Raw genomic sequence first — 24382 nt, forward strand, 5'->3', positions numbered from 1 at the left:
CGCCGTTGCCCTAAGCCGTTTAGCTGTTCAACCCGTTAACCGGAACCGCGCTGACGCCATCGGCCTCGAAACTGGCGATCGGATAGGCGCAATAGTCGGCGGCATAATAGGCGCTGGGGCGGTGATTGCCCGATGCGCCCAGGCCGCCAAAGGGCATATTGCCCGCAGCGCCGGTCGTAGGGCGGTTGCGATTGACGACGCCGGCACGGCTTTCTTCCACCATGCGCCGCCATAGATTTTCGTCCTGAGAGATAAGCCCGGCGGACAGCCCGAAACTGGTTGCGTTGGCGGTGGCCATCGCGGTGTCAAAATCAGGCACGCGCATGATGGAAAGGACCGGCGCGAAAATCTCCGCGTCTGGCGCGTCGACGTTGGTCATATCCAGCATGGCGGGCGTTACGAAGGCCGCGCTGCGATCATCCACTCCCTCGAATGGCCCGATGACCTGGGCACCACGGGCGATCAGGTCGCTGACCGCGCGATGGGCGCTGGCCGCGGCCTGATCCGACACCAGCGGACCCATGAAGGCCTCGCCCGCTTCATTCCACGCCGCAATCGGCAGTTGCGCGGCCAGGGCGGCGGTTGCCTCCACGATGGCGTCGCCGACCGCGCCTTCGGGCACGATCAGGCGGCGTGCGCAGGAGCAGCGCTGACCGGTGGTGATGAAGGCGGAATTGACGATGATCGACGCGGCCTCTTCCGGGCTGTCCCAGGCGACCAGCGGATTGTTGCCGCCCAGTTCCAGCGCCATGATGACATGCGGCCGATCGACCAAGGCCCGCCGCAGCGCCGCGCCCGCGCCGGCCGACCCGGTAAACAGCAGCCCATCAATATCGCCTGCCACCAGCGCTTCGCCGGTGGCACGGCCGCCTTGCACCACGTTCAACAGCCCATCGGGCAGGCCCGCCGCTGCCCAGGCGTCGGCCATGGCCGCGCCCGTCGCAGGGGTGATTTCCGATGGCTTGAACACCACGGCATTGCCCGCGATCAGCGCGGGAACGATATGCCCATTGGGCAGGTGGCCGGGGAAATTATAGGGGCCAAGCACGGCCATCACGCCATGGCCGCGATGCCGCAGGACCGCGCGGCCAAAGGGCATGTCGGCGGCGCGCTCGCCCGTCCGCTCGGCATGCGCCTTGACCGACACCTCGACCTTGGCGATCATCGACCCGACTTCGGCGTCGCTTTCCCAGAGCAACTTGCCGGTTTCCCGCGAGATGAGTTGCGCCAGGTCCGATCGCCGATCGCCCAATATGCCGGCATAGCGCCGCACGACAGCGATCCGCTCCTCCACGGGCAGTGCCCGCCAAGCTGGCAGGGCGCTGCGGGCTGCGGCAGTGGCGCGTTCGCAATCGGCAGCGCGCGCCACTGGTCCTTCCCAGACAAGTTCACGCGAAGCAGGGTCGAAGGATTGCAGCATATCGGTCAACGGGTCGTCCCTTCCTGTGCGCTGTCCCGCGCGCTTGTCATGGCGAAGATGCCGGTCGCATTGCCGGTGTCGAAGGCCAGATCGATCAGCCCCGTTTCAGGGTCGATGTCCCGGCTGATGAACTCGAAGAAGGACCCAGAAACCTGCCGGGTTTCTCCATCGGCGAAGGGGCGCATGACGCTGTCGGCACGGAAGGCCGTCTGGCGCACTCGGCCGCTTGCTGAAATTTCCAGTCGCTCCTTCATCGGCCGGTCTTCGTCCTTCAGCCGCTGGGCCAGGGTTGCGACGTCGGGTACGCGGTCTGTCGCGTGGTTGAAGGCGTTACCCTCCGTCGCGATCCAGGCGGCTTCGTTGGAATGCGATAGCAGCAGCTGATAATCGGCGAAGCTTGGGGGCGCATGCTGACGGTTGAAGGCGGCGACGATGGTGGGCAGTGCCGCCAATGCGACATCAAAGGCGACAGCTTCACCGGCTGCGAAACGATCGAGGACGGCCTTGGCCGCATTGTCCAGCGGGTCGCGTGATGTGCCGAACACGCGCTGGGCAGCTTGCTCAAATTCCGGGTTGAAACGGTCGACATGAAGTTCGGAGAGGAAGAATTGCGGGATCGCATCGGGATGGTCGATGTGGCGATAGGCGCGTCCCGTCATCTTCAGCCGGTCGAGCGGATAGATGGCCGCCATTTTATAGCCCAAGGGCAGGAAGATGCGGGTGAAGGCGTCCTCACCGCCGGGTAGTTCACCGGTGGGGCCATCGGGGAAGCGTATGGTCCGCAATGCGCCATGGTCGAAGACGATCCGGCGACCGTCGGCCAGCGAGTCGCGGACATAGACGTCGCCACTGGGCACGCGGGCCATCAGGTCATGGAACAGCGCGACATTCATCGCCATCGCGAAGGCGCCGCGCGACACGTCCTTACCGCTTTCCGCCAGCAGGGCAGGGGCAATGTCCAGCATGGCGAGCGTGTGACGCCCGTCGGTTTCGCCCAGGGCGCCGATCACCAGCCGCTCTATACTGCTCATATTCTCATTCGACATATAAATGCTCCGGCATGACAGACGGATTATCGCAGGATATGATGTCAGGGACAAATGGTGTCCTGTCATGTGCTGATGAGTTTAGGTAATGAATGACCCGCGCAAATGGTTGCCGCCGATGAGTGCTTTGACAGCGTTCGAGGCCGCCGTCCGCCATGGTGGTTTTTCGCGGGCGGGAGAGGATATCGGGCTGACGCAAAGCGCGGTCAGCCGCCAGATCGCGCAGCTGGAAGCGATGCTGCAAACGCCGCTGTTCGACCGGATCGGTCGCCGCGTGCGGCTGAACGACGCCGGGCACGCCTATGCCGACGCGCTCCTTCCTGCACTCGATCGAATCCGTCAGGCCACAGCGCGCGCGGCGGCCCGCGCGCCGCAGACCGGGCTGCGGATCGCGACACTGCCGAGCTTCGGCATGCGCTGGCTGGCGCCGCGTCTGCCCCAGCTTACGGCCCGTCATCCGGGGCTGGTGATCGACTTTGCCGCCCGCTCGCAACCCTTCGATTTTACGCATGAGGATTTCGATGCAGCTGTCCATTTCGGCGTCGTGACGGACTGGCCGGGGGTGAAGATGGACCTGCTGTTTCGCGAAGAGGCGGTTCCCGTGTGCGGGCCGGGCTGGCTTGCCGATCATCCGCTACGGACGCCCGCCGACCTGCTCAAAGTGCCTTTGCTCAGTCAGACGTCCCGCAAAGATGCGTGGCCCCGATGGCTGGCGGCGGCTGGCGTCGATGCTGCTACTATGTCGCCCGGTCCGACATTCGAGCATTTTCTGATGCTGGCGCAGGCATCGGCGGCCGGGGCCGGGGTTGCGCTGATCCCGAGCTTCCTGATCCGCCCGGAACTGGAAGCGGGAACGTTGGTCATCCCCTTCGCCCGCCCGCTGTCGAGCGAGCAGGCCTATTATCTGGTCTACCCGCCCGAGGCCTTGTCCCGGCCCCCCGTCGCGCAGTTTCGGGACTGGATGCTGGAGCAAGCGGCGGGACGCGAGGTTACTTCTTCGTCGCGAAACAATCCGAACCCGCAGCCTTGATCCGGCCACACAGTTTTTCCGCGTCGCTGCTGCTGGCGATCGGCCCGGCCTGGAGCCGCGTCACATTGCCGACGCGGACCAGATAGGGTTGATAGGCGGACAGGCCGCCAACCTTGGCCGTCAGCCGACCCCATAGCGCCCGCGCGCTGCCCTCTTGGCCGAACGCGCCAAGTTGGACGCGCCAGTCTCCCGCCGCGGCCGGCGCAGGGGCGGGGCGGGGCTGCGGTTTCAGCTCAGCCTTGGGCTGCGGTTTCGGCTCAGCCTTGGGCTGCGGCGTGGCAGCCGCCTGTTGAACGGGTTTTGCCTTGGCGACAGGGGCAGGCGTCGACGCCGGAATCTCTGCCGCGCGCACGGCTGAAGGCGCGGGGCGGGTCGGCGCTGCAGGCGCGCTTGCCATCACGTCGCCTTTACCCTTTTCGATGCTGACCGCCATGGCCAGGCCCTGCCTGCGCTGATCCTCTGGAATATATTTGTCCATCTGCGTCAGGCTGGTCGTCGCCTGCGTCAGGCCGGACGCCGACGCACGGCTCATCAACGCATAGGCGCGCACCCAATCCTTTGCGATCAGGTCACCGTTGAACAGCGCAGTGCCGACAATATATTGCGCGCGCGGTTCGCCCCGCATCGCGGCGCGTTGCAGATAGGGCAGGGCATTGATGCGGTCCCCCTGCTGGAACATCAGCAGGCCCATATTGTCTTCGGCGCGCAAATGGCCCTGCGCCGCCGCTTTGCGATACCAGTCGAGCGCTACCTTGAGGTCAGCCTGAACGCCCCGCCCAAGCTTATAGGCCTGACCCAGGTTGAACTGCGCATCGGGATCGCCAGCCTCCGCCAGCGGCCGCCATTCGTTGATCGCGCGCGTATAGTCGCCTTGCTGCCACGCATCGACGCCAGCCTTCACATCGGCCAGCGCCGGCGCGCTAGTGCCCAGCATCGCCGCCAGCGCGATGGTCCCGATCCCGTGCCTCATGATGTGCATCCGTGTCATAATCCCTGCCCATTCACTGTCGGGCGCTTGTAGCCCGAACGAGGTTAAGAGGCTGTTAGCACAAGCGAGCGCCCATTCAGACTGGCTTTGCGCGGTTAACCAAATCTTAGATGCGATCGTGGCATTTCCATCCGGAACGGGAATTTCTTCGGGGGAAGTGCGTGCGGATTCTGGCTTTGGCATCGCAGAAAGGCGGTTCTGGCAAGACGACGCTGTCCGGGCATCTGGCGGTGCAGGCCCAGCGTGCGGGCGCCGGCCCGGTCGTCCTGATCGACATCGATCCACAGGGATCGCTTGCCGATTGGTGGAACGAGCGCGAGGCCGAATTTCCCGCCTTTGCCCAGACCACGGTCGCGCGCCTTGCCGCGGACCTCGAAATCTTGCGCCAGCAGGGCTTCAAGCTGGCCGTCATCGACACGCCGCCTGCCATCACCATGGCGATCCAGAGCGTCATTTCCGTCGCCGAGCTGATTGTCGTGCCGACCCGACCCAGCCCGCATGACCTGCGCGCCGTGGGCGCGACGGTTGACCTGTGCGAGCGGGCGGGCAAACCGCTGATCTTTGTCGTCAATGCCGCCACGCCCAAGGCGCGGATCACGTCCGAAGCGGCCGTCGCCCTGTCACAACATGGTACGGTTGCGCCGGTGACGCTGCATCATCGCACCGATTTTGCCGCGTCGATGATCGACGGGCGCACGGTCATGGAGGTGGACCCGCGCGGGCGGTCCGCCGGAGAGGTGGAAACGCTGTGGGCCTATGTGTCCGACCGGCTGGAAAAGAATTTTCGGCGCACGGTCTTTTCGGTGCCCCATGGCAGCGTCGGCACCGTTGCCGCGCGCCCGGCCGGCGGCGGCTTTGGCCGTCGCGTGACCCAGTAAGGAAGGCACAGGCATATGGGCGAACCCAAACCCCTCGCGTCGCTGACCTCCGGCCTGCTTGCCCGCAAGGGCGCGGCGCAGCCGGCGATGCGCCGTCCGATGCTCGGCTTTGGCCATGGTCAGGCGAATGCGTTGCAGCAGGATGACCTGGGGTGGAACGACATGGGGTTCGATGTCGAACCCGCGCCCCAGCCCGTGGAGCAGCCGATCGCGATCGGCCTCACTCCGATGGGGGCGACGCTGGATGCGCCAGTGCCGCCGGTCGTCACCGAACGCGAGGAACTGGCCGAACGGATCAATGCCGCGCCTGAGGCGGTAAGGCCGGTGGGCAAGAAAACGGCCAAGCGCGCGGACCCGGTCCGCGCCGTGGCGCAGGGACGAAAGGCCGCCTTCACGCTGCGGCTCGACGCGGACCGGCACCTCAAACTCCGCCTCGCCAGCGCCGTGACCGGACGGTCCGCGCAGCAGATGCTGACGCAGGCGCTCGACGAATTTCTGATGACCCTGCCGGAAATCGACCGGCTGGCCGAACAGTTGCCGCACGCGCGGCGCATGATGACGAAGGGTGGATAAGATGATGAAGCGCACGACGTTCGGAAAGGCGGCGATATCCTCGCTGATCGTCGCCACCACCATGGTCGGTTGCACGGGGGCGGCATTCCACCCCCGGGTGTCGATCTCTCAACCCAAGGGCGATGCGGCCAAGCTGGCCGCGAAAGCGACCAGGGCGCTGGATGATCGCGACGCCGGCAATGCGGTGAAAGCGGCCGAGGCTGCTGTGCAGCTGGCGCCGCAAAATGGCGATTATCGTCAATTGCTGGGCCGCGCCTATGTTCTGGCCGGGCGTTTCGCGTCGGCGGAAACGGCTTTGTCTGACGCTCTGGCTCTGGGCAGCAGCGACGCTCGCACGATCGTCAGTCTGGCGCTGGTGCAGGTGGCGCAGGGCCGCGCGGATGCCGCGCGCAGCCTGCTGGCTGGGCATGCGGACACGATCCCGGCGTCTGACTATGGCCTTGCCATGGCGATGGCGGGGGACGCGGACGGTGGCGTGCGCATCCTGTCGCAGGCAATCCACGATCCTTCGGCGACCGCGCGCACGCGGCAGAACCTGGCCTATGCCTATGCCCTGGCCGGCCGCTGGAAAGATGCCCGACTGGTGGTGGACATGGACCTTGACCCCGCAGACGCCAACAAGCGCGTGACGGAATGGGCGCAGCTGGCCGCACCCGCGCTCGCACCGCAGCGCGTCGCCGCGCTGATGGGCGTGACGATGGATCAGGCGGATGCCGGGCAGCCCGCAATGTTGGCGCTCGCCCCTGTCGCTCCAGCCGGGCCCGCCGCCGATCCCGTTGCCCTGGCCGCCGCCGCGCCGGAAGCTGTCGTTCAGCCGGTACCGGAGGTCGCGCCGGTCGCCTTTGCCGATGCTGCGCCTGAAACCCAGCCTGTTCCCAAGCCAATAGTGGCCGCTGCCCCGATCAAGCGCGTGGCCGCGCGTGACTTCATCGTGGAGGATCGCACTACTGCGCCGGCGAAAGCCAAGACCGTCGTTGCGGCACAGCAAGCCGTCGCCCGGCAGCCGGCCCCGCGCGTGCAGAAGGCCGCTTTCATTAAGCCGGTATCGAACGCCAGCAATTGGGTCGTGCAACTCGGCGCCTATGACAGCGCCGCGATCGCGCGGGAGAAATGGACGGCGATGGCCGGACGCAACAGCGCGCTCAGCGCCTTTCCCGTTCTCACCAGCCAGGCGAAGGTGGGCGGACGCCTTTATCATCGGTTGGCGGTGAGCGGCTTTGCCAATCGCGACGACGCGATGACCGCGTGCCGCATGATACGCTCGCAGCGCGGTCAGTGCTTCGTGCGCGAAACCGCGCCCGGCGCCACGCCGCAGCGCTGGGCCGTATCCAGCCGGGGGCGGCAGTTCGCCGCGCGCTGATCCGGTTTCTTCCCGAGTATGACCTGAAGCGCGCAGAGCCACCCCGGTTCTGCGCGCTTGTCATGTCTGACCGATGGAACGCTTGCCAACCGGTATCAGTGCCGATTGATAATGGCTCTCCGCCGATCACCTGAGCGACTGGATATCGCAACAGCCAACCGGCGGAGAGGGTCAAGCAAAAAGAGAATTTCAAATAAGGAAGGTTTGCCGGATTGCTCGCGTTTCAAGTTGGCCTCTAGCCTTCAGAGCGCAGGTAGTCCGATTCTTGGTGTTTTTAAAATGAAAATCCCACTGTTGCGCCATATGTTCGCGGCGCCTGATAGTTCACGAAGTGAGACCCATTGGGGAGCGTCGATGCGAAGTTGAGGACGCGCTTATTGAGAAGGTTTTTGCCGAATACGCCGAACGATATTTTGTTCGGCAACGTCAACTTCAGCGTGCCGTTTAGAATGTCATAGGCGCGCTGGCGCGTGATATTGTCGGACTCCGTGTAAAAGCCGCTCGAATGATAGAGATTGATAGCGCCATCGAATATGGCAAATCCCAGATCCCGATTGTACGACGCGCCTGCATTCATCGTGAACGTTGCCGCCAGGGGAAGCTGATTGCCTGCGCAGGAACCGACGACGCTCGGCGTCCCGCCCGCTGGCGTCGACCGAAGGCAGTTCGGAAAACTCGTGAACTTCGCGCTGATGAGGTTAAAGCCGCCGTTCAATCGCAACGAATCCGTTGCCTTGACGGTAACGTCAGCATCTATTCCATAGTCCCGCGCCTTACCCGCGTTTAGAATCGTGATTGCACCGGCAAGAAGTTGCTGAATCTGAATGTCGGTATACCGGTAATAAAAGCCAGCGACATTCAGTCGGACACGACGATCCACAATGTCCAGTTTCAGCCCGCCTTCGAAAGCATCCAACGTTTCCGGACGGTACGCGGCCGACCCCGGCAAGGGCGCATTGAATCCGCCACTTTTGAAACCCCTGTTGTATGACAGATAGGCCAGAACCTCGGGGCTGAACCGATGATCGAGGCTGGCCCGATAGGTGAATTTATTAAATCTCTTCGAGGCGTCCGGCGCTTCGGTCGTCGGTAGCGCCAAATTTAAAGGCAGGACGAAGACGTCGGTCAGTCCATCATATGCCGAGCGCTTCTCGGTCGTGTACCGACCACCCAAAGTGAGGTTCGTATCATCAAAGATTTCGTAGGTTCCCTGGGCATAGCCGGCGAATGACTCAGCACTGACTGAGTTGTTGATCGTGACGCGCACCCCCTGGTCATTGGCTGTCAGTATGAATGGATCGTATGCTGAGACGCCCTTGAAATAATAAGCGCCGACGAGCCAAGTGAATCTGCCACGCTGCCTGGAGGATAATTGCAATTCCTGGCTGAACTGATGATCCCCCTGGGTTTGCGAAATATATTCAAGCGGCTGCTGCGTCCCGTCATAATCGAATAAGGTCGACTGTTTCGACTTGCGATAGGCTGTCAGGCTCATAAAATTAAGGTCGTTTATTTCCTGATCATATCGCAGGCTGACCCCGCCGCCCTTGGTCGTGGTAACAGGGGCGGTATCGTTGAAGGCGTCATACCCAAGATCGGGAACGGGGCCAGCCGCAGGGAAATAACCCGACACTGTTCCGCCCCGCACGACATTGGTGATGAAGGAGTCACGGTGAGTGGCGTAGTCGCCGATCAGGGTGAACTTCGTTCCGTCCCGAGGCGCAAAAACCATTTTGGAGCGCAGAGCAATGTCGCGGTCAATCTTGAGTACGTCCCCACCGGTCGCCAGGTTGCGCCCATAGCCATCACCCTGGTGAGTGCCGGTTACTGCGAAATCTGCAAAAAGCGTGTCTGTTATCGGGCCGCTGATATACGCGTCGCCATTGAAGATATCGTAGTTTCCATAGCTGACGTTGGCGCTGCCGGTTGCAACCTCGCTCGGTTCCCGCGTGGTTATCTGCAGCAGTCCGCCCGTCGCGTTTCGACCGAACAGAGTACCTTGCGGACCCTTCAAGACTTCGATCTGCGCGACGTTATTCAATGCCAGCAACGAAGCCGCAGGTGATGCATAATAAACCCCGTCAATATACAAGGCGATCGGGTTTTCGACACCAGGCCCGATGCCATTACTGCCGATCCCCCGAAGACTGAACGAAACGCTGCCAGCACTGTTTGTAACGTTGAGGGCCGGCACTACCAGCTTGATATCACTGACGTTATTGATGCCGGTGTTTGACAGTTGCGTCGCGGTAACGGCGCTAATGGCGATCGGAACGTCCTGAAGGCTTTCGGAACGCTTTTGCGCCGTCACGACAATATCCTCAAGGCCCTGACTTTCCGGCGCAGTGCCAGGGGCTTGGGGGGAAACGGAACCGGATGGTACGGGAGCATTGTCTGGAATAGACGAGGGCTGGTTTTGCCCGCCGACGGTTCCCTGCGATTGGGGAAGGCTGCCGGCGGGTATTTGGGCCCAGGCTGTGGTCGAAAGCAAAGTCGCGACCAAATTGCCAAGGACAGCATGGCGATAGATCATAATATTCCTCTCCCCAAAAAATGCCTCGCCGGCTTCGAATGTCCGGATGCGAGGTGCTGGTCGTTATTTAAGCTGCTTCGATCATGTTGTTTTCGGCGCGAATGAGCTTGTCGAGCAGCATCCGGGCGCGCACGGCGGCCACGTCGGTCTTCAAGATTACGGGCTTCATTTCCAGCAAGTCGGCGCCTCCCATCATCGAGCTGCAGGCCCGGATCATCGGCTCGTCCTCTTCCATGAAGGCTTGGCGCGTCGTCTGCCGAATTGCCTCGTCCGCGTCCGGGTCATCCAGCGCGACATTGCGGGCAATCGCATAGAAATAGTGAGTGCTGTTGTCCGTCGCAGGACAGAGCAGATGAAGGCTTGGCAGCCGAACGCCTTGCTCAGGATCGCCGTTGACCTCGCTCATCCTAAAATCGAGATATAAGGACGACGGTGCAGTGAGGTGCATATAGGCGCGCACGTCCGTGCGGTCGCGCGGGAAAAAGGGCTTGAGTTGCGGCGACGGAGGGACGTTCCGAAAATCATAATCCGAATGAACGGATATGCCATTCTGATGAAAGCGATGGTGGAGGTTGTCGCCACCATATTCTTCAGACGACAGCCCACCCCTGTGGATGTACGATGCGTGGGTCAGATCCATCAGATTGTCGATGATGAGGCGGTAATTGGCATCGACCAGCAGATAGCCGGCAACCGGCTTGAAGTCGGGACTCACCATGAACTCTGTGTCGATGATGTCGTCCACCGATGCCCGCGATGGGTCGCCCATCCAGATCCAGAGCACGCCGCCGCGATCGACCACTGGGTAAGTCTTTAGCTGAACCTTTGGCACGCTACGATCACCATGCGGATTTGCGATGCAATGGCCGTTGCGATCAAAAACAAGACCGTGATACCCGCATTCGATCGCACTGCCGCACACGCGCCCAAGATGCAGCGGTGCAAAGCGATGCGGGCAGCGATCGGACATCGCCACCGGCTCGCCGTCTTCTGCGCGGAACAGCAGCACCGGCTCGTTCAGCAGGCTTCTGCCAAGCGGCTTCTCCGCAATTTCGTCGCTCCACCCGGCCGGATACCAAGCATTGCGTAGAAAAGTCATGTCACTCTCCAGATATGATGCAGGTCAAGGCCGCGCCGTTCGCTCAATTGGTTTTCAACCCCAGTAGCTCGCGGGCTTCGCCCGGGCTTGCGATCTCAAAGCCAAGCTCGGTTGCGATACGACGGGTGCGCGCGACCAGTTGCTCATTCGTGGCAAGCTCGCCTTTCGCGTAGTAATTATTGTCCTCAAGCCCGACGCGGACATGGCCGCCCAGAAGCATCGCCTGGGTCGTTGCGGGAAGCTGGGCGGATCCGATTGCCGACACGCAAAAGATGGACTGCGGGGGAAGCGCCGCAATCATCGCAGCCAGAATGTCGTGGCTGTACGGCATCGCGCCTTGGAATCCGCGATCTGCACCCAGCACCATGTTGATATAATAGGGCGGCTTGTCGTACCCTTTTTGGATCAAGCGCGTGACATCCTGAAGAATGTGGTTTGGAGCGAACACTTCCCACTCCGGCTTGATGCCGCGCTCGATCATCCGCTTGACCAACTGTTCACAGCGATTTGGTGGCGTGATGACCACGATTTCTCTGCCGCCGTGCACGTCGCAGAACGTCATGCCATCGAATGTCGCCATCTCTGCGCCAGCGTCACATCCCTTGAGGCGTTCTTCAAAACTCGACTCGAAAAGCCCGTCGGGTCGCTCGATCAGCATGTCGCCGCTTGAACCACCACCAGTCGAATTATTGATGACGATATCGCATTTCTCGCGAATACGCCGGTTTATATTCGAATATATTTCAGCATTGCAGGTTGCTTGATCGTCTGGACGTCGCGCGTGGAGTGCCGCGATGGATGCACCCTCTTTGTAAGAAAGAAAAACCGACTCTGCTATTTCCTCAGGCTGTGTGGGTAAATTTGGGTTTTGGCTCTTCTGTGCCATTCCGCCAGTCGGTGCGACCGTGATCATTAAGCGAGACATGAGGGTGGTCTTTCGTCATTGGTTCAAAAACGTATCAAGATGCGATTATTGCATCGCAACCTTCACCGACAGCCGGCCCAAGCGTTCAATTTCAATATGAATGGAACCATTGAAGTTGAGCATGTTGGCGCGGGTGACGCCCGGTATGTCCGGCGCATCGGGATCATCATTGTCGCCGCCCACAGCAGTACCCATCGATACGACATCGCCTGGCAGGAGAGTCATCGTCTGGGAGATGTGCGAAAGCGCGTCGCCGACACTCCAGGTGTAATTTCCCGTATGGTCAGACGCGATCAGCCGATCATCCATCCAGCAGCGGATGGTGAGGTCGGCAGGATTGGGCACCTCGTCGCGCGTCACAATAAAAGGTCCCATAGGGGCGAAGGTGTCGCTCGCTTTGTATCTGCCCGGATATGTCGTGAAGCCCACTGCGGGTTCGTTCGCACCGGTTGCCGCATCCGGCTTGAAAAAGCGGAAGCTGAACGAATCCTCTTCCCTCATCCCGACAGAGGTGACGTCGTTGATGATTGAGTAGCCGAAAATCGCATCAAGTGCTTCGCTTGGCGTAGCGCGACTGATCTTGCTGCCAATGACGACACCAAGTTCGGGTTCGGGATGGGTCAACCCGTCGGTCTGACGCAGTCTCACTGCGGAGCCGTGACCGGTCAGGGCAGTAAACGGTTTGAGGAAGAAGGCGGGGTGATCGGTTGGCGCCCTTATTTTGACTGCATCCAATGAGCGGTTGTTAAGTGCGAGGAAGGCCATCTTGCTTGGGCGGTCGATCGGGGGGAGCCAGGATACGTCTTCGGGTGCGTAGGTGCCCTCCGCTTTTGCAATCTTGTTCTGCACCATAGTGAGAACTTCCGGACCAGCCTCGATAAGGGAAGCCATATCGCGGGGGGCTGATGGGAACACAGAACGAATATCAAGCAGGCGACCATTGGCGGCTTGCACACCCAATATTTTGTTTCCGTTTGCTACAAACGTCGCCAGTTTCACGCTATTTTCTCCTGATCATCCTGTGGCACTTGAGCTTGCAGAAATTCGGCCGCCGCTTCACGGAACCCTGGCGTGGCGGGCAGATCAAAATGTCCGACCCCTTTCAGCCAAATGACCTGGGCAGGCCGCAGGCTGGACACGAGTTGTTCGGCATTACTGGCGATTGGATCTTCGGTCCCATTTACAAGAAGCACCGATGCGATGATGTTCTTGAAATCGTCCGGCTTGAACAACGGGTTGGGCGGACGGCGAAGAACAGCGGCGACCGCCGATCGATCGTTCGACTTGACGTCAAAGGTGCTGATGAATTTGCTTACAGGAGCCGGTACATCACCCGAATATCTGCCTTCCAGCGCATCGGCTGCCGCGTCCGCCACGCTTTCGCGCGCGAAGACATTGTCTCCCACGCCGCCCAGAACCAACCGTCTGATCCGTCCCGGGAAGCGTATGGCCAAATCTAGCAGCACCTTGCTTCCCAGGGAGAAGCCGACTGCATCGAAAACATCCGGGAGCCTTGTCGCGACGCTCCCTGCAAGGTCGGCATAGGCCGACGGGCTGTGGGAATGCGACCCCGGGCCATGCCCCGGCAAGTTAATCAAATCCACGCGGCGTGTGGAAAATGTTTGTGGCCATCCTGTGCGTTCGAACGTGGCAGCCGGCGTGCCGCCGCAGCCGTGAAACAGGAGAAGCGGAAGGTCGTCAGAACCAGACGTCATTGCGCCACCCCGTCTGCAGGTTCGCTCGCTAAGGGCGGCGGAACCTCCATGAAGGGGTCAATCTGGAGAGTGTGCAGCCACCAGTTGCCGTCAGGATCGCAGCGACATTCTGCAAGGCAACGGCCAATGGACGAGGGTGCCGAGGCCGGTAAGGGAAGCGGTCCGCTGCCCGAAAAAACCAGAACCGCGAATTTCAATTCCGCCCGTGCCGCGCCAGTGATGGCGATGACCGGATAGCTGGCGTGGTGGATCGTCGAACGGTTGGCATCGGCTGCCCGCACCCGACGTTCCTTGAGAAAGGAGAGTATGGCTTCGTGCCCGGCAAATTCTTGGCCGGCTATGGAGAATGTGCCATCCTGCAAGAACAGGGCCGCACCAGCTTCCGCGTCCAGATCGTCTGCCGCCAGCCAAAATCGCTGCACCAGAGTAACAAGCCGGTGAGCGTCGGCCAGCAAAACGGCACGATCATCGAGAAGATCCCTGGCCACCATCTAGATATGCGAGCCGGCGGGTGCATGATCGGGCAGCAGGGCGATCCCGCCATCGGATCGTGACAGTTTTCCATATCCAGCCATTGTCGCCTCTCCCTAATTCGACCAACCATTGCTCGGAAAATTTCGGCATGACGTTTAGTCATCCCGACTGTCGTTCAATTTCAGGCGACTTTCAAGAGTTTAGGAGCAGATGCGATCAACCCCGCCGAGACGACCTGATGATAAGGCGGAGAGGTCAAAGAAAATCACGATGGATCAGGAGGATATAGTATTCTTCAGTCTGCAATCGTTTCCGTTGCGCCTTGGGAACGAAAACGCTGATGTTCCAAAGCTAAACCCAGCCGATATTGATGACGCGCGCGTGGGGTGAAGGCATCGAGCGTGCATGCGGGATCAGGATGGGCGCCGACGCATCGACATTTCAATGATATGACGGCGAAGTGGGCTAGTCAGTTGCCGGCATGGCAAGCCTTTGGTCCCCGGTCAGTCGACGATGCCGGCCCCAAGTGACGGCTATCGACTGATCGATTGGTCGCCGCGGCCCTGAACGCGGATTTTGTCCGGCTTTAGCTGCCGGATGACACGATCATCTGCATTACTCGTGCACGGATGTCGTCGGGAATAGGTGAAGACTTGCCACCATGGTCAACGTGAACGACCGTTGCGGAGCCATTGGCCATCAGGTCGCCGGCTTGCAAAACGCGCCATCTGTAGCTTATCGAACTCCTGCCGATCCGTTCAATCGTCAGATCGACCTCATAGCGATCGCCGGCCTTCAGCGGGCGGTGGAACTCCGCTGCAACAGCACGCCTGGGCAATCGCTCGATAAGATGCGCTGCTCCAATGGCGCGAAGAAGGGCATGTTCCGCATTCTCACCCCAGATCAGTGCGTTGCTATAATGGTAGTTCCCGGACGCATCCGTTTCGCGGAATGTGACCGTCCCTGCCAACCTGAAGGAGTGCCTGATCTGCCCCCCGCTGAGTGGCCCAGAGACTATGATAGTCTGGACCGCGAAAGGGACATTGAATGCCGAGCAAGAAGCACAAGCCGGAAGAGATCATCGGCAAGCTGCGTGAAATTGAGATCGTGCTGGCGCAGGGGGCTTCGACCGCCGAAGCCTGCCGTCGGATCGGGGTCAGTGAGCAGACCTATTATCGCTGGCGCAAGGAATATGGCGGGCTGAAGACCGACCAGGCACGGCGGATGAAGGATCTGGAGAAGGAAAACCAACGGCTGCGCCGGGCGATCTCGGACCTGACGCTGGACAAGCTGATATTGCAGGAAGCTGCACGGGGAAACTTCTGAGCCCCGCGCGGCGACGGCGCTGCATCGATCATATACGACGGGATCTGCCAGTCCGGCTATCCGAGCGACGGATATGCCGGGTTCTAGGGCAGCATCGATCGACACAGCGTAAAGTGCCGCGTGGGGCGGATGACGAACAGGCGCTGACGGAGGACATCATCGCCTTGGCAAAGCAATATGGTCGTTACGGCTACCGCCGGGTCACGGCGTTGCTGTGCCATGCGGGGTGGACGGTGAACCATAAACGGGTCGAGCGGATATGGCGGCGCGAAGGGCTCAAGGTGCCGCAGCGCCAGCCCAAACGCGGGCGTCTATGGCTCAACGACGGATCATGCATCCGCCTGCGGCCTGAGTATCCTGGGCATGTGTGGGCCTATGACTTCGTCGAGGGGCGCACGCATGACGGCCGCAAGTTCCGCATCCTGACGATCATCGACGAGGCCAGCAGGGAATGTCTGGCGCTTATCGTTGCGCGACAGCTCAAACATGAGGATGTGCTGGCGGCCTTGGCGGACCTGTTCATCTCGCGCGGCCCGCCTGCACATATACGGTCAGATAATGGCGCCGAATTTATCGCCAATGCCGTCCAGCAATGGCTGCGGCAGATCGGCGTGAAGACGCTCTACATCGCGCCGGGATCGCCATGGGAGAATGGCTATAATGAAAGCTTCAATGGGTCGCTGCGCGACGAACTGCTCAATGGTGAAATCTTCTACAGCCTCGCCGAGGCCAGGGTGCTGATCGAAGCCTGGCGGCGGCATTACAACACCGTCCGCCCGCACAGCAGTCTTGGCTATCGGCCACCGGCACCAGAAACGGCGACACCGCCATATCGGCCTCCGGTTCCGCTTCGCTCCACCTCCGTCCGGATATGGCGGCGATGAGCTTAATGCACTAACAAACCAATCGGTCCACTCGGTGGGGGCAGATCATGCCGATCAGCGCGCTCCTCCCCATGCTTACCCGAAGCGGACAGCGTCTCCATCTCGTCAGGCGCTCCGGCCGTGAATAATGCCGGCGCCTACGCCAATGGGGGTGTCTGCTTCATAATAGTCGATAGAGGCCGAAACCATGCCGAGTTGGCGAGCAGCGGCGGCCGCCACGACCCACTGCCTGATCTCGCCGGCTCCGCATCCCGCTTGAGAGATGATGCTCTCGTCCGTCCAATCATCCAGGGGGGTCAAATCGTCGGCGACCACAGCACGCATGAAAGCCTGGTCCCATGCCGGATTGATCTTGTCCGTTTTGAGGCTGCCGTCAGCAATGGGCCCTTTAATGTGCAGCATGCCTTCGTGAATATTCGAAAGCCAGCTTTCCATTGTGATCGCACCTCTCGTCCCGCCGTGCACGATAAAGTCGCGCACTTCATCATTCGGGGCGGCGTCAAATTGGGGGAAAATGGTTTTCGTTTCGTGGCTCAGGCCGCCAGAACCGATGATGGCCACGCGTTTGCCGAGCGTATGCGCAAATGTTCCGATAGCTTCACCCAATTGGCGGCAACGACGCATTGTCGGACGCGGATGGCACAGCGCGTTGATGTGGATGGGGAGCACAGGTATTGCGTCAAGTGAGCCGACGAAATTGTAAAGAGAATTGCTGAAACCATGGTCGACCGTCATCGCGTATGATGTCGCGATGTCGAAATCATGATTGACGAGATACTCGGCGCACGCGAGCGCTGTGTCGCTTGCCACGTTGATTTTGCCTGGATAGCCGCCGGTGTCATTCAGTGCCTCGGCCGCCATGCCGATCAGGACGGATGGCATGAGCTTCAGGTGGAGGCCATCATAGTGATCCGAGCCAATCAGGATGACCAGTTCAGGATCAAAATCCCGAAATTCCTCGATACGCTGATCATATGCCTGCCAGAATTCCGGAATAAGGTTTTTTTCCTGAATCTTGATAAACGGCACATGAGGAACGCATGCAAAGTAGACCTCTGCCGCCGCGTTGCCGACGATAGTCTGCGCTAGAGTCGCCATATCCACCTCCTGAAAGTTGCTACCGTCACTGACTCGCGGATGAAGCGATCCGCGGCATGGGAAATCGCCCCGCCGCTTCCGCCCGATAGCCTTTAAGTCATAATGACCTTATGTCGTTTTGACTGCTAGCTGTCCTGACGGTCTACGTCAACGCACACAATGCTGTGAGGGGAGGGCGACGCGAATTAGTCGCTCTTGCTGGCTGGCAGCACTGCCCAAAAATTAACTGGGCTGGCACTCGCACTATCATTGCGCGGCCTCAGTTCCGGTAGCGGCTGACCGACGATGGCGGCGGCATCTTCACTGGAAACGCCGAGCGCCAGCAAAATGCTTTGCGCCAGCCTTTCCGGACAATCGGGTGTCGCACGCCCATGGAGGACGTCGAGCGTGTTTCCAAGTGCGGCCCCAAGCAGAAGTGCCTTGCCAAGCTCCGCGTCGCGTATCGAGAATTCGCCTGCGGCTATCCCCTCAACGATGGTTTGCTTCGCCTGCATCGACACGACAGGCCCCAGGACCTCGCTACCGAGGCTCGTATGGACGATGGCCCAGCCCCAGCTGGGATTATCCATCGCTGCCTTGATATGATAGCGGATTGCGAGTGCCGTCCGCGTGGCCGCCGAAAGCGGTTGATCGATCACCTCGTGGACCGCGTCATTGAAGTCCGCGCTCAATTCGTCAGCAAGGATGGAATACAGGTCCGCGATGCTGTTAAAATAATTATAGAATGTTCCACGTGCTACCGAGGCAGCATTACAGAAATCTTCGACCCGATAATATTTTCCGTCTTCTCTTCCGATGAGATTGAACGCGGCTACCAATATGCTTGCACGAGTTCTCCTGCGTTTTTCCGCAGCGATTTCAGCGCGACGCTCGAGATTTACTTTATGGCCGCGACGCGCCGATGTTGCCGTCGATTGTTTTGCCAAGTGTCATCATCCCGTCAATCTCATCGTCGGCGCATGCTTAACCCAAGCGAACGTGGTTTAAAATAGCCATCAGCTGTCGGCGGGACTGGGCTTTGCCGGCAGCGCAGCTTCGGGATCGCCGCCTCGCTCCTCGTCCATTAATCGCTGAAGCATTCGTCGCGCAGTGACTGCATTATGATCGGATTTCAGCAAAAGCTCGTCGGGATTTTCACCCACGAGCCTGAGCATTTTTTCGATCTCCTCAGTCGCCATCTTGTCTTCGGCGATCACCGGTTCAAGAAAATTCTTCATAGTTTCAAGGTGGCTTTGATCTATGGAATTCGCAGCGAAAAAATAATTACAGCTGTTTGCTGTCTCCGGCGTTACCGCATGGAATATGCGGACGTCCTCGATGACTTGGCCGGCAAACCGGGGATCGTCGGCTGGATAACGGGTCTGTTCGATGCCTGCATGGAAACCTGGCAAATGGAATGTCATTCCCGAAATACGGTCGATCTTTTTCATCATGCGGCCAAGGGCCGGATAGACCGGCGGCACGTCGACATTGGACATCACACGATGGCAGCTGATCTGGCGTTCCGACCGCTCGATCGTCTCAGGTGTCGACGCATTCTCAGGCGTGCCGATGCTCGAGCGGTGAAGGACCGCGAGATGGCTAAGGTCGAGCAGATTATCGTTGAGAAGCTGATAGCGACCGTCGACATGCTCGACAAAGAAGGGCTGTGCCAGGTTGCCGTTGACGTTGAAGCCAATGTCATCAAGGTCGGGCAGAAGCGCGGGATCGGCCTTGTCCGCGTCACCCATCCAGATAAATGCCCAGATGCCATGCTCGACCAGCGGATAGGATGGGACGCGATAGACCGCAGGTACGCCGCGTTGCGTCGGGATGCGAGTGCATCGACCGTCCGGGCCAAAGGCAATGCCGTGGTAGCCACAGACCACCTCGTCGCCGACGCGCTCGCCTTGACCCAGCGGGAAATGCCGGTGTGGGCAGCGTCCACCGATCGCTACCGCCGTCCCATCATCCTTGCGATACATGACCACGGGTTTGTTGAGGATCGTGCGCGCCAACAACTGCTCGCCGATCTCGTCGGTAAATGCCGCGACATACCATCCGTTATGAACAGCGAAAGAGCCCGTCTTGAAGGGATACATTCCACACCTGCCTTCTCGTCACATCTTTCTCGGTCCATGCCCAGGCGATGCGCGTTCCTTGGGGACCGACAATCTTTTAAAGCGACGGTTCGTGAACTGCGCTTTGTTCAGCCTTCAGCGCCTTGTTGACGATGCCGTGGAACAAGGTGATGCCGCGATCGGCACTGGTGGGCATCGGGCGGACGCCGGGGAACTCGGACATGGTGCGCGCTTGCGCTTCGATAATCGCCTGATCCTCTGCAAAGGCGAAATGCGCAACTTCGAGGAATTTGTCGCCGAGCTCGGGCGCGCTGCCTTCGACATGAGGGCCAAAGGTGAAGAAATAGCGCGCCGTGCGATCAGTGACGGGGGTGATCGCATGAACCGAATAGCTATTTTGCAACCATGCCTCGTCGACCGGTGGCTCGGTCAGGCCATATTTTTCGGCCGTGCCGAGCGGAAAATTAAAGGTCTTGAGAATGAGGATTCCGGGGACAAGGAAGTCATAAGTAAACCATTGGTCAACCCGTCCCTCGCTGAAGAGAGGCGGTTGATCGAGCACCCATCTGTCCGCCCGTATGCCTGTCTCCAGTGACGTGATAATTGGCCGCGTCTTGCCCCATGCGTCGGTCGCGCCAAAGCTGGTCGCATGCACATAGCCGAGGTGGGAGAAGTCCAACAGATTGTCCCAGATCAGTTCAGCTGGCGCCTTGTATTCGATTTCTCCTTTGCCAAGATAATAGATACCGTCATCCGGGCCTATCATTGGCGGTATCAGTTTTTCGTCTGCAAGTCCTTCGTCGCCGGTCCAGATCCATATCCAGCCATATCGCTCGACAGTGGGGTAACTACGAACTTTGGCGCTTGGCGGTATTATTTCCTGGCCAGGTATCTCACGGCATTCACCAGACGGACCGAAGAGGAGGCCGTGATACATGCACCGCAAACCATCCCCCTCGCAGCGCCCTTTTGAAAGGGGGCGAGCCGGTGCGAGCAGCGGTCCTCAAGCGCGACCACTTCGCCAGCGCCGGTGCGGTAAAGTGCGATCGGCTGGTCGAGGATACGCACCGCAACGATTTCGCCTGGCGCGATTTTGTGGGACCAAGAGCCGACATACCAAGCGTTTTGTACGTACGTCATCCATTCCTCTCCGCAGCCTCTTGCCCGCATGTGCAGGCAGTATGCCCTGTTTGGGAGGATATTAGACGTCATTATGACCATTGGTCAATACGAAAACTCGCTCCTGCGACGGGTGCTGCGCCGGTGGTTCTATGTGCGAAAACCGGCATCATTCTCCGCTGTTGCGCGTGTAGGAGCATATCCATTCACGCGCATATCGCAGGCGGAGGTCGGCAATGCCGTTGGTCACGAAGCGGTAGTCACTGGTAATCGTCAGTGACATCCCATCCCGATCTGTCTCGCCGCTTGACCAAGCCGATTTGGGTGCCCCGCTCCAACGAGGAGGTGCAGATTTGCTGCCACGATCATCAATTCTATCAATGAATGATTATAAAAAATAACAATTTTTATAAAGATTGCCTGCTTGTATGTGCCCTGAGACGGCGATGACACTGCCGGTTCGAGGGAGGATGAATGCAAAGGGTTTCATTGTTGCTTGCGTCAGCGGCTTTCATTGGCTTGGCTTCGCCGGCATTCGCGCAGGCCGGCCAGATCATCCCTGCCGATTCCTCTCCAGATGCACAAATTCCCGGTGAGCCGCAGGAGGCCGATCAGGGGGTCGGCGCCAACGCGCAGGCGCAGGCCGTCGCTGAGGATACTGGTCAGCTCGCTGTTATCGTGGTGACCGCGCAAAAGCGCGCGCAGCGTCTTCAGGATGTCCCGGTTGCCGTCACTGCCCTTACGGCGGATACTCTCCAGGCCCGTGGCATCAACGATGTTGCTGCCGTCACCCGGGCCGTGCCGAGCTTGACTGTCACCCAGACGGACATCCCAACATCCAATAGCATCAATATTCGAGGCATTGGCACGAGTGCGTTCAGCGTCGGTGTCGAACCGGCAGTGGCTGTGATTTTGGACGATGTTGCACTGCTCCAGCAGGCGCAGGCATTTTCCGGCCTGTCAGATGTCGCCCGCCTAGAGGTGCTTCGTGGTCCCCAAGGAACCCTATTTGGTAAAGGGGCGTCCGCAGGTGTCATCAACATCGCTTCGCAGTCTGCTGGATCGAAGCTGGAAGCGGTTTTGGGAACGCAAATCACGTCAGATCATGAATTCCGGCTTGATGGGTCGGTCGCAGGACCCGTGAACGATTGGCTGGGGGTTCGGGCTAATTTCTTCGTGACCGATCGCAAGGGCTATATTCGCAATCTGGCGGGCGGGAGCAAGCTCGGCGGCGAAGAAAGTTCGGGTGCGCGCGTACGTTTCGACCTCGATCCGACGCCGGGACTGAACATCGCACTGATTGCGAGCACGTCCAGAAATACGACGGAGCCTACAAAGACCTTCCGCTACATCGAATCTCCGGACGTACGAATTTTCGCTGTTCCCCCGTTCTTCAGTGGCAACTTGCTGGCGCCCGGCCTGGTTGGCGTGACTCCAGGGGCGGGCAATTATGACACAAGTGTCAACGTCCGGCCCAGGAGCGATAGTCGGCAATCGCTCTATATCGGGCGGGCGACTCTTGATCTCGGCTTTGCCAACCTGGTGTCCGTGACCGGTTATCAGGAATGGAAACTCACGACCGGCGAAGATACCGATTTGACGAGCCTGGCGTCTGTCGCGGGCAATTGATCTGCCCCCCGCTGAGTGGCCCAGAGACTATGATAGTCTGGACCGCGAAAGGGACATTGAATGCCGAGCAAGAAGCACAAGCCGGAAGAGATCATCGGCAAGCTGCGTGAAATTGAGATCGTGCTGGCGCAGGGGGCTTCGACCGCCGAAGCCTGCCGTCGGATCGGGGTCAGTGAGCAGACCTATTATCGCTGGCGCAAGGAATATGGCGGGCTGAAGACCGACCAGGCACGGCGGATGAAGGATCTGGAGAAGGAAAACCAACGGCTGCGCCGGGCGATCTCGGACCTGACGCTGGACAAGCTGATATTGCAGGAAGCTGCACGGGGAAACTTCTGAGCCCCGCGCGGCGACGGCGCTGCATCGATCATATACGACGGGATCTGCCAGTCCGGCTATCCGAGCGACGGATATGCCGGGTTCTAGGGCAGCATCGATCGACACAGCGTAAAGTGCCGCGTGGGGCGGATGACGAACAGGCGCTGACGGAGGACATCATCGCCTTGGCAAAGCAATATGGTCGTTACGGCTACCGCCGGGTCACGGCGTTGCTGTGCCATGCGGGGTGGACGGTGAACCATAAACGGGTCGAGCGGATATGGCGGCGCGAAGGGCTCAAGGTGCCGCAGCGCCAGCCCAAACGCGGGCGTCTATGGCTCAACGACGGATCATGCATCCGCCTGCGGCCTGAGTATCCTGGGCATGTGTGGGCCTATGACTTCGTCGAGGGGCGCACGCATGACGGCCGCAAGTTCCGCATCCTGACGATCATCGACGAGGCCAGCAGGGAATGTCTGGCGCTTATCGTTGCGCGACAGCTCAAACATGAGGATGTGCTGGCGGCCTTGGCGGACCTGTTCATCTCGCGCGGCCCGCCTGCACATATACGGTCAGATAATGGCGCCGAATTTATCGCCAATGCCGTCCAGCAATGGCTGCGGCAGATCGGCGTGAAGACGCTCTACATCGCGCCGGGATCGCCATGGGAGAATGGCTATAATGAAAGCTTCAATGGGTCGCTGCGCGACGAACTGCTCAATGGTGAAATCTTCTACAGCCTCGCCGAGGCCAGGGTGCTGATCGAAGCCTGGCGGCGGCATTACAACACCGTCCGCCCGCACAGCAGTCTTGGCTATCGGCCACCGGCACCAGAAACGGCGACACCGCCATATCGGCCTCCGGTTCCGCTTCGCTCCACCTCCGTCCGGATATGGCGGCGATGAGCTTAATGCACTAACAAACCAATCGGTCCACTCGGTGGGGGCAGATCAGCAGCATGGGCGCGATCCTAAGGATCTTATCATCGTGATGATAGGGGCGATCGAGACGATCAGGCGGCGTCTCGATTCGCACATGGCCTGGATTTGCCGCTGAGTGCGGAAGAGATCCACCATAGCGATGATCCGGGCCTTCGGTTCAGGGACGCTAACGCACGGGCAAACGAAAATTTGGCACGTTATAACGTTGGTAAATCGACCCCATGCACTTTTAGGTAGATTGACCTTCTGGGGGCTTGTTCAGGGGAAGCCCATGTTGAGCCAAATCGCAGCCAATGACGATCTCGTCTGCTTTCATCCGCATCAGTCTCTGGCGCGAGACAATGAGCGTCTAGAGAATCTATATGATATTCTGGAGGGCTGGGCTTGTCGCCACCGCATGTTGTCGGACGGCCGACGTCAAATTACGGCTTTGTATTTGCCTGGAGACCTTTGTGACCCCCTCTGGTCGCTGTCGCCTCATTGCCACGACCCAGTTGTCGCCTTGACAAATATTCGCGCAGTGCGGCGCTCGTTGAGTGACGTGCACGGCTTGGAACGACCAAAAGGCATCGCTTCGCGTTTGGCTGAAAGCCTTGAACGACAATCAAATTGGATTGTAAATTTGGGGTGTAAAACGGCCGTGGAGAGGCTTGCGCATCTTTTGTTGGAGTTGTTTGAGCGTATGCGTCGGGCAGGATTTGCCTATGGCCAACAATGCGCGCTCCCGCTCACGCAGGCAGATATTGCCGACACCACAGGTCTGACCGCCGTTCACGTCAATCGGACGCTGCAAACGATGCGCGCTAGTGGTGTTTTGGAATTTCACTCCAAATGGCTTCGGATTCCGGATTTGGGCAGGTTGCGCGATCTAGCGGCGCTAGGGCCGCAAGACCATTTGTAATCGTCAATAAATCGCGGACCAAGCCTATAAGACCGTGACCGCCAACTTTCGAAGATGCCTCGCGC

At 59.9% G+C, this 24382-nt stretch carries 20 protein-coding genes and 5 pseudogenes; 8 read left to right on the forward strand and 17 right to left on the reverse strand.

Annotated features, from left to right (window positions below; all coding sequences use genetic code 11):
* Positions 1–19: 19 nt before the first annotated feature.
* On the reverse strand, positions 20–1420 hold the full coding sequence (astD, locus tag RLDS_RS44760) for a succinylglutamate-semialdehyde dehydrogenase (protein WP_031298487.1): 1401 nt from the start codon (positions 1418–1420) through the stop codon (positions 20–22).
* A gap of 5 nt (positions 1421–1425) precedes the next feature.
* On the reverse strand, positions 1426–2466 hold the full coding sequence (locus RLDS_RS44765; protein WP_031298488.1) for a 2-oxoadipate dioxygenase/decarboxylase family protein: 1041 nt from the start codon (positions 2464–2466) through the stop codon (positions 1426–1428).
* A gap of 88 nt (positions 2467–2554) precedes the next feature.
* On the opposite strand from RLDS_RS44765, the gene gcvA reads away from it, so the two are divergent.
* Positions 2555–3496 (forward strand): transcriptional regulator GcvA, encoded by a 942-nt coding sequence (gene gcvA, locus RLDS_RS44770; protein ID WP_021226962.1) that lies wholly within the window; start codon positions 2555–2557, stop codon positions 3494–3496.
* Here gcvA and RLDS_RS44775 read toward each other — a convergent pair.
* Positions 3456–4475, reverse strand: a complete 1020-nt coding sequence (locus RLDS_RS44775; protein WP_084514869.1) for an SPOR domain-containing protein — start codon at positions 4473–4475, stop codon at positions 3456–3458. The two genes, gcvA and RLDS_RS44775, sit on opposite strands and share 41 nt — an antisense overlap.
* A gap of 170 nt (positions 4476–4645) precedes the next feature.
* Between RLDS_RS44775 and RLDS_RS44780 the strand changes: the two genes are divergently transcribed.
* The 3 genes from RLDS_RS44780 to RLDS_RS44790 are packed head-to-tail and all read left to right on the forward strand — an operon-like array spanning position 4646 to position 7295.
* Positions 4646–5362, forward strand: a complete 717-nt coding sequence (locus tag RLDS_RS44780) for a ParA family protein (protein ID WP_031298492.1) — start codon at positions 4646–4648, stop codon at positions 5360–5362.
* A 15-nt stretch (positions 5363–5377) separates the two neighbouring features.
* Positions 5378–5935: a hypothetical protein gene (locus RLDS_RS44785; protein ID WP_021226965.1), complete on the forward strand. Its 558-nt coding sequence runs from the start codon at positions 5378–5380 to the stop codon at positions 5933–5935.
* A 4-nt stretch (positions 5936–5939) separates the two neighbouring features.
* On the forward strand, positions 5940–7295 hold the full coding sequence (locus RLDS_RS44790) for an SPOR domain-containing protein (RefSeq protein WP_031298493.1): 1356 nt from the start codon (positions 5940–5942) through the stop codon (positions 7293–7295).
* 274 nt (positions 7296–7569) lie between these two features.
* Here RLDS_RS44790 and RLDS_RS44795 read toward each other — a convergent pair whose 3' ends face one another.
* The 7 genes from RLDS_RS44795 to RLDS_RS44805 all read right to left on the reverse strand — a co-directional run bounded on the left by RLDS_RS44795 (position 7570) and on the right by RLDS_RS44805 (position 15011).
* Positions 7570–9828, reverse strand: coding sequence for a TonB-dependent receptor (locus RLDS_RS44795; RefSeq protein WP_021226967.1), 2259 nt, complete (start codon positions 9826–9828; stop codon positions 7570–7572).
* 67 nt (positions 9829–9895) lie between these two features.
* Positions 9896–10927 (reverse strand): Rieske 2Fe-2S domain-containing protein, encoded by a 1032-nt coding sequence (locus RLDS_RS44800; protein ID WP_021226968.1) that lies wholly within the window; start codon positions 10925–10927, stop codon positions 9896–9898.
* 43 nt (positions 10928–10970) lie between these two features.
* Positions 10971–11852 (reverse strand): BKACE family enzyme, encoded by an 882-nt coding sequence (locus RLDS_RS0128420; RefSeq protein WP_031298497.1) that lies wholly within the window; start codon positions 11850–11852, stop codon positions 10971–10973.
* A 45-nt stretch (positions 11853–11897) separates the two neighbouring features.
* Positions 11898–12851: a fumarylacetoacetate hydrolase family protein gene (locus RLDS_RS0128425; RefSeq protein WP_152528073.1), complete on the reverse strand. Its 954-nt coding sequence runs from the start codon at positions 12849–12851 to the stop codon at positions 11898–11900.
* On the reverse strand, positions 12848–13567 hold the full coding sequence (locus RLDS_RS0128430) for an alpha/beta fold hydrolase (RefSeq protein WP_084514873.1): 720 nt from the start codon (positions 13565–13567) through the stop codon (positions 12848–12850). The genes RLDS_RS0128425 and RLDS_RS0128430 overlap by 4 nt, the downstream gene beginning before the upstream one ends.
* Entirely contained in the window at positions 13564–14058 is a 495-nt protein-coding gene (locus tag RLDS_RS55400) for a nuclear transport factor 2 family protein (protein WP_031298502.1), read from the reverse strand. The genes RLDS_RS0128430 and RLDS_RS55400 overlap by 4 nt, the downstream gene beginning before the upstream one ends.
* A gap of 569 nt (positions 14059–14627) precedes the next feature.
* Positions 14628–15011 (reverse strand): acyl-CoA thioesterase, encoded by a 384-nt coding sequence (locus RLDS_RS44805; protein WP_021226975.1) that lies wholly within the window; start codon positions 15009–15011, stop codon positions 14628–14630.
* A 77-nt stretch (positions 15012–15088) separates the two neighbouring features.
* Here RLDS_RS44805 and RLDS_RS44815 point away from each other — a divergent pair.
* Positions 15089–16265 (forward strand): annotated as a pseudogene (locus tag RLDS_RS44815) (IS3 family transposase).
* A gap of 91 nt (positions 16266–16356) precedes the next feature.
* Here RLDS_RS44815 and RLDS_RS0128450 read toward each other — a convergent pair.
* The 7 genes and pseudogenes from RLDS_RS0128450 to RLDS_RS57410 all read right to left on the reverse strand — a co-directional run.
* Positions 16357–17349 carry a DODA-type extradiol aromatic ring-opening family dioxygenase gene (locus tag RLDS_RS0128450; protein WP_021226976.1) on the reverse strand — a complete coding sequence of 331 codons (993 nt, stop codon included), beginning with the start codon at positions 17347–17349 and terminating at the stop codon, positions 16357–16359.
* 185 nt (positions 17350–17534) lie between these two features.
* Positions 17535–18275 (reverse strand): TetR/AcrR family transcriptional regulator, encoded by a 741-nt coding sequence (locus RLDS_RS0128455; protein ID WP_152528074.1) that lies wholly within the window; start codon positions 18273–18275, stop codon positions 17535–17537.
* A 69-nt stretch (positions 18276–18344) separates the two neighbouring features.
* Positions 18345–19079 (reverse strand): hypothetical protein, encoded by a 735-nt coding sequence (locus tag RLDS_RS44820; protein ID WP_236616874.1) that lies wholly within the window; start codon positions 19077–19079, stop codon positions 18345–18347.
* A 57-nt stretch (positions 19080–19136) separates the two neighbouring features.
* Positions 19137–19430: pseudogene (locus tag RLDS_RS57005) on the reverse strand (Rieske 2Fe-2S domain-containing protein); the annotation flags it as partial.
* Positions 19431–19506: 76 nt separating this feature from the next.
* Positions 19507–20175 (reverse strand): hypothetical protein, encoded by a 669-nt coding sequence (locus RLDS_RS54610; RefSeq protein ID WP_052034148.1) that lies wholly within the window; start codon positions 20173–20175, stop codon positions 19507–19509.
* Between the two features lie 111 nt (positions 20176–20286).
* Positions 20287–20346, reverse strand: a pseudogene (locus RLDS_RS57405) (hypothetical protein); the annotation flags it as partial.
* 17 nt (positions 20347–20363) lie between these two features.
* Positions 20364–20630 (reverse strand): annotated as a pseudogene (locus RLDS_RS57410) (Rieske 2Fe-2S domain-containing protein); the annotation flags it as partial.
* Between the two features lie 372 nt (positions 20631–21002).
* On the opposite strand from RLDS_RS57410, the gene RLDS_RS44830 reads away from it, so the two are divergent.
* From RLDS_RS44830 to RLDS_RS0128475, 3 genes and pseudogenes are all read left to right on the forward strand, one after another.
* Positions 21003–22157, forward strand: coding sequence for a TonB-dependent receptor plug domain-containing protein (locus RLDS_RS44830; protein WP_084514877.1), 1155 nt, complete (start codon positions 21003–21005; stop codon positions 22155–22157).
* A 60-nt stretch (positions 22158–22217) separates the two neighbouring features.
* Positions 22218–23394, forward strand: a pseudogene (locus tag RLDS_RS44840) (IS3 family transposase).
* Between the two features lie 293 nt (positions 23395–23687).
* Positions 23688–24317, forward strand: coding sequence for a Crp/Fnr family transcriptional regulator (locus RLDS_RS0128475; RefSeq protein WP_031298510.1), 630 nt, complete (start codon positions 23688–23690; stop codon positions 24315–24317).
* The last annotated feature ends 65 nt before the right edge of the window (positions 24318–24382 follow it).

The organism is Sphingobium lactosutens DS20, from assembly GCF_000445105.1.
GTDB lineage: Bacteria > Pseudomonadota > Alphaproteobacteria > Sphingomonadales > Sphingomonadaceae > Sphingobium > Sphingobium lactosutens.

Excerpts from the sequence above, each read along its gene's own strand:
- astD (WP_031298487.1), bottom strand. The coding sequence starts at position 1,420 with ATGCTGCAATCCTTCGACCCTGCTTCGCGTGAACTTGTCTGGGAAGGA.
- RLDS_RS44765 (WP_031298488.1), bottom strand. The coding sequence starts at position 2,466 with ATGTCGAATGAGAATATGAGCAGTATAGAGCGGCTGGTGATCGGCGCC.
- gcvA (WP_021226962.1), top strand. The coding sequence starts at position 2,555 with ATGAATGACCCGCGCAAATGGTTGCCGCCGATGAGTGCTTTGACAGCG.
- RLDS_RS44775 (WP_084514869.1), bottom strand. The coding sequence starts at position 4,475 with ATGCACATCATGAGGCACGGGATCGGGACCATCGCGCTGGCGGCGATG.
- RLDS_RS44785 (WP_021226965.1), top strand. The coding sequence starts at position 5,378 with ATGGGCGAACCCAAACCCCTCGCGTCGCTGACCTCCGGCCTGCTTGCC.
- RLDS_RS44790 (WP_031298493.1), top strand. The coding sequence starts at position 5,940 with ATGAAGCGCACGACGTTCGGAAAGGCGGCGATATCCTCGCTGATCGTC.
- RLDS_RS44795 (WP_021226967.1), bottom strand. The coding sequence starts at position 9,828 with ATGATCTATCGCCATGCTGTCCTTGGCAATTTGGTCGCGACTTTGCTT.
- RLDS_RS44800 (WP_021226968.1), bottom strand. The coding sequence starts at position 10,927 with ATGACTTTTCTACGCAATGCTTGGTATCCGGCCGGGTGGAGCGACGAA.
- RLDS_RS0128420 (WP_031298497.1), bottom strand. The coding sequence starts at position 11,852 with ATGTCTCGCTTAATGATCACGGTCGCACCGACTGGCGGAATGGCACAG.
- RLDS_RS0128430 (WP_084514873.1), bottom strand. The coding sequence starts at position 13,567 with ATGACGTCTGGTTCTGACGACCTTCCGCTTCTCCTGTTTCACGGCTGC.
- RLDS_RS55400 (WP_031298502.1), bottom strand. The coding sequence starts at position 14,058 with ATGGTGGCCAGGGATCTTCTCGATGATCGTGCCGTTTTGCTGGCCGAC.
- RLDS_RS0128450 (WP_021226976.1), bottom strand. The coding sequence starts at position 17,349 with ATGGCGACTCTAGCGCAGACTATCGTCGGCAACGCGGCGGCAGAGGTC.
- RLDS_RS44820 (WP_236616874.1), bottom strand. The coding sequence starts at position 19,079 with ATGGGTGACGCGGACAAGGCCGATCCCGCGCTTCTGCCCGACCTTGAT.
- RLDS_RS54610 (WP_052034148.1), bottom strand. The coding sequence starts at position 20,175 with ATGATAGGCCCGGATGACGGTATCTATTATCTTGGCAAAGGAGAAATC.
- RLDS_RS44830 (WP_084514877.1), top strand. The coding sequence starts at position 21,003 with ATGCAAAGGGTTTCATTGTTGCTTGCGTCAGCGGCTTTCATTGGCTTG.
- RLDS_RS0128475 (WP_031298510.1), top strand. The coding sequence starts at position 23,688 with ATGTTGAGCCAAATCGCAGCCAATGACGATCTCGTCTGCTTTCATCCG.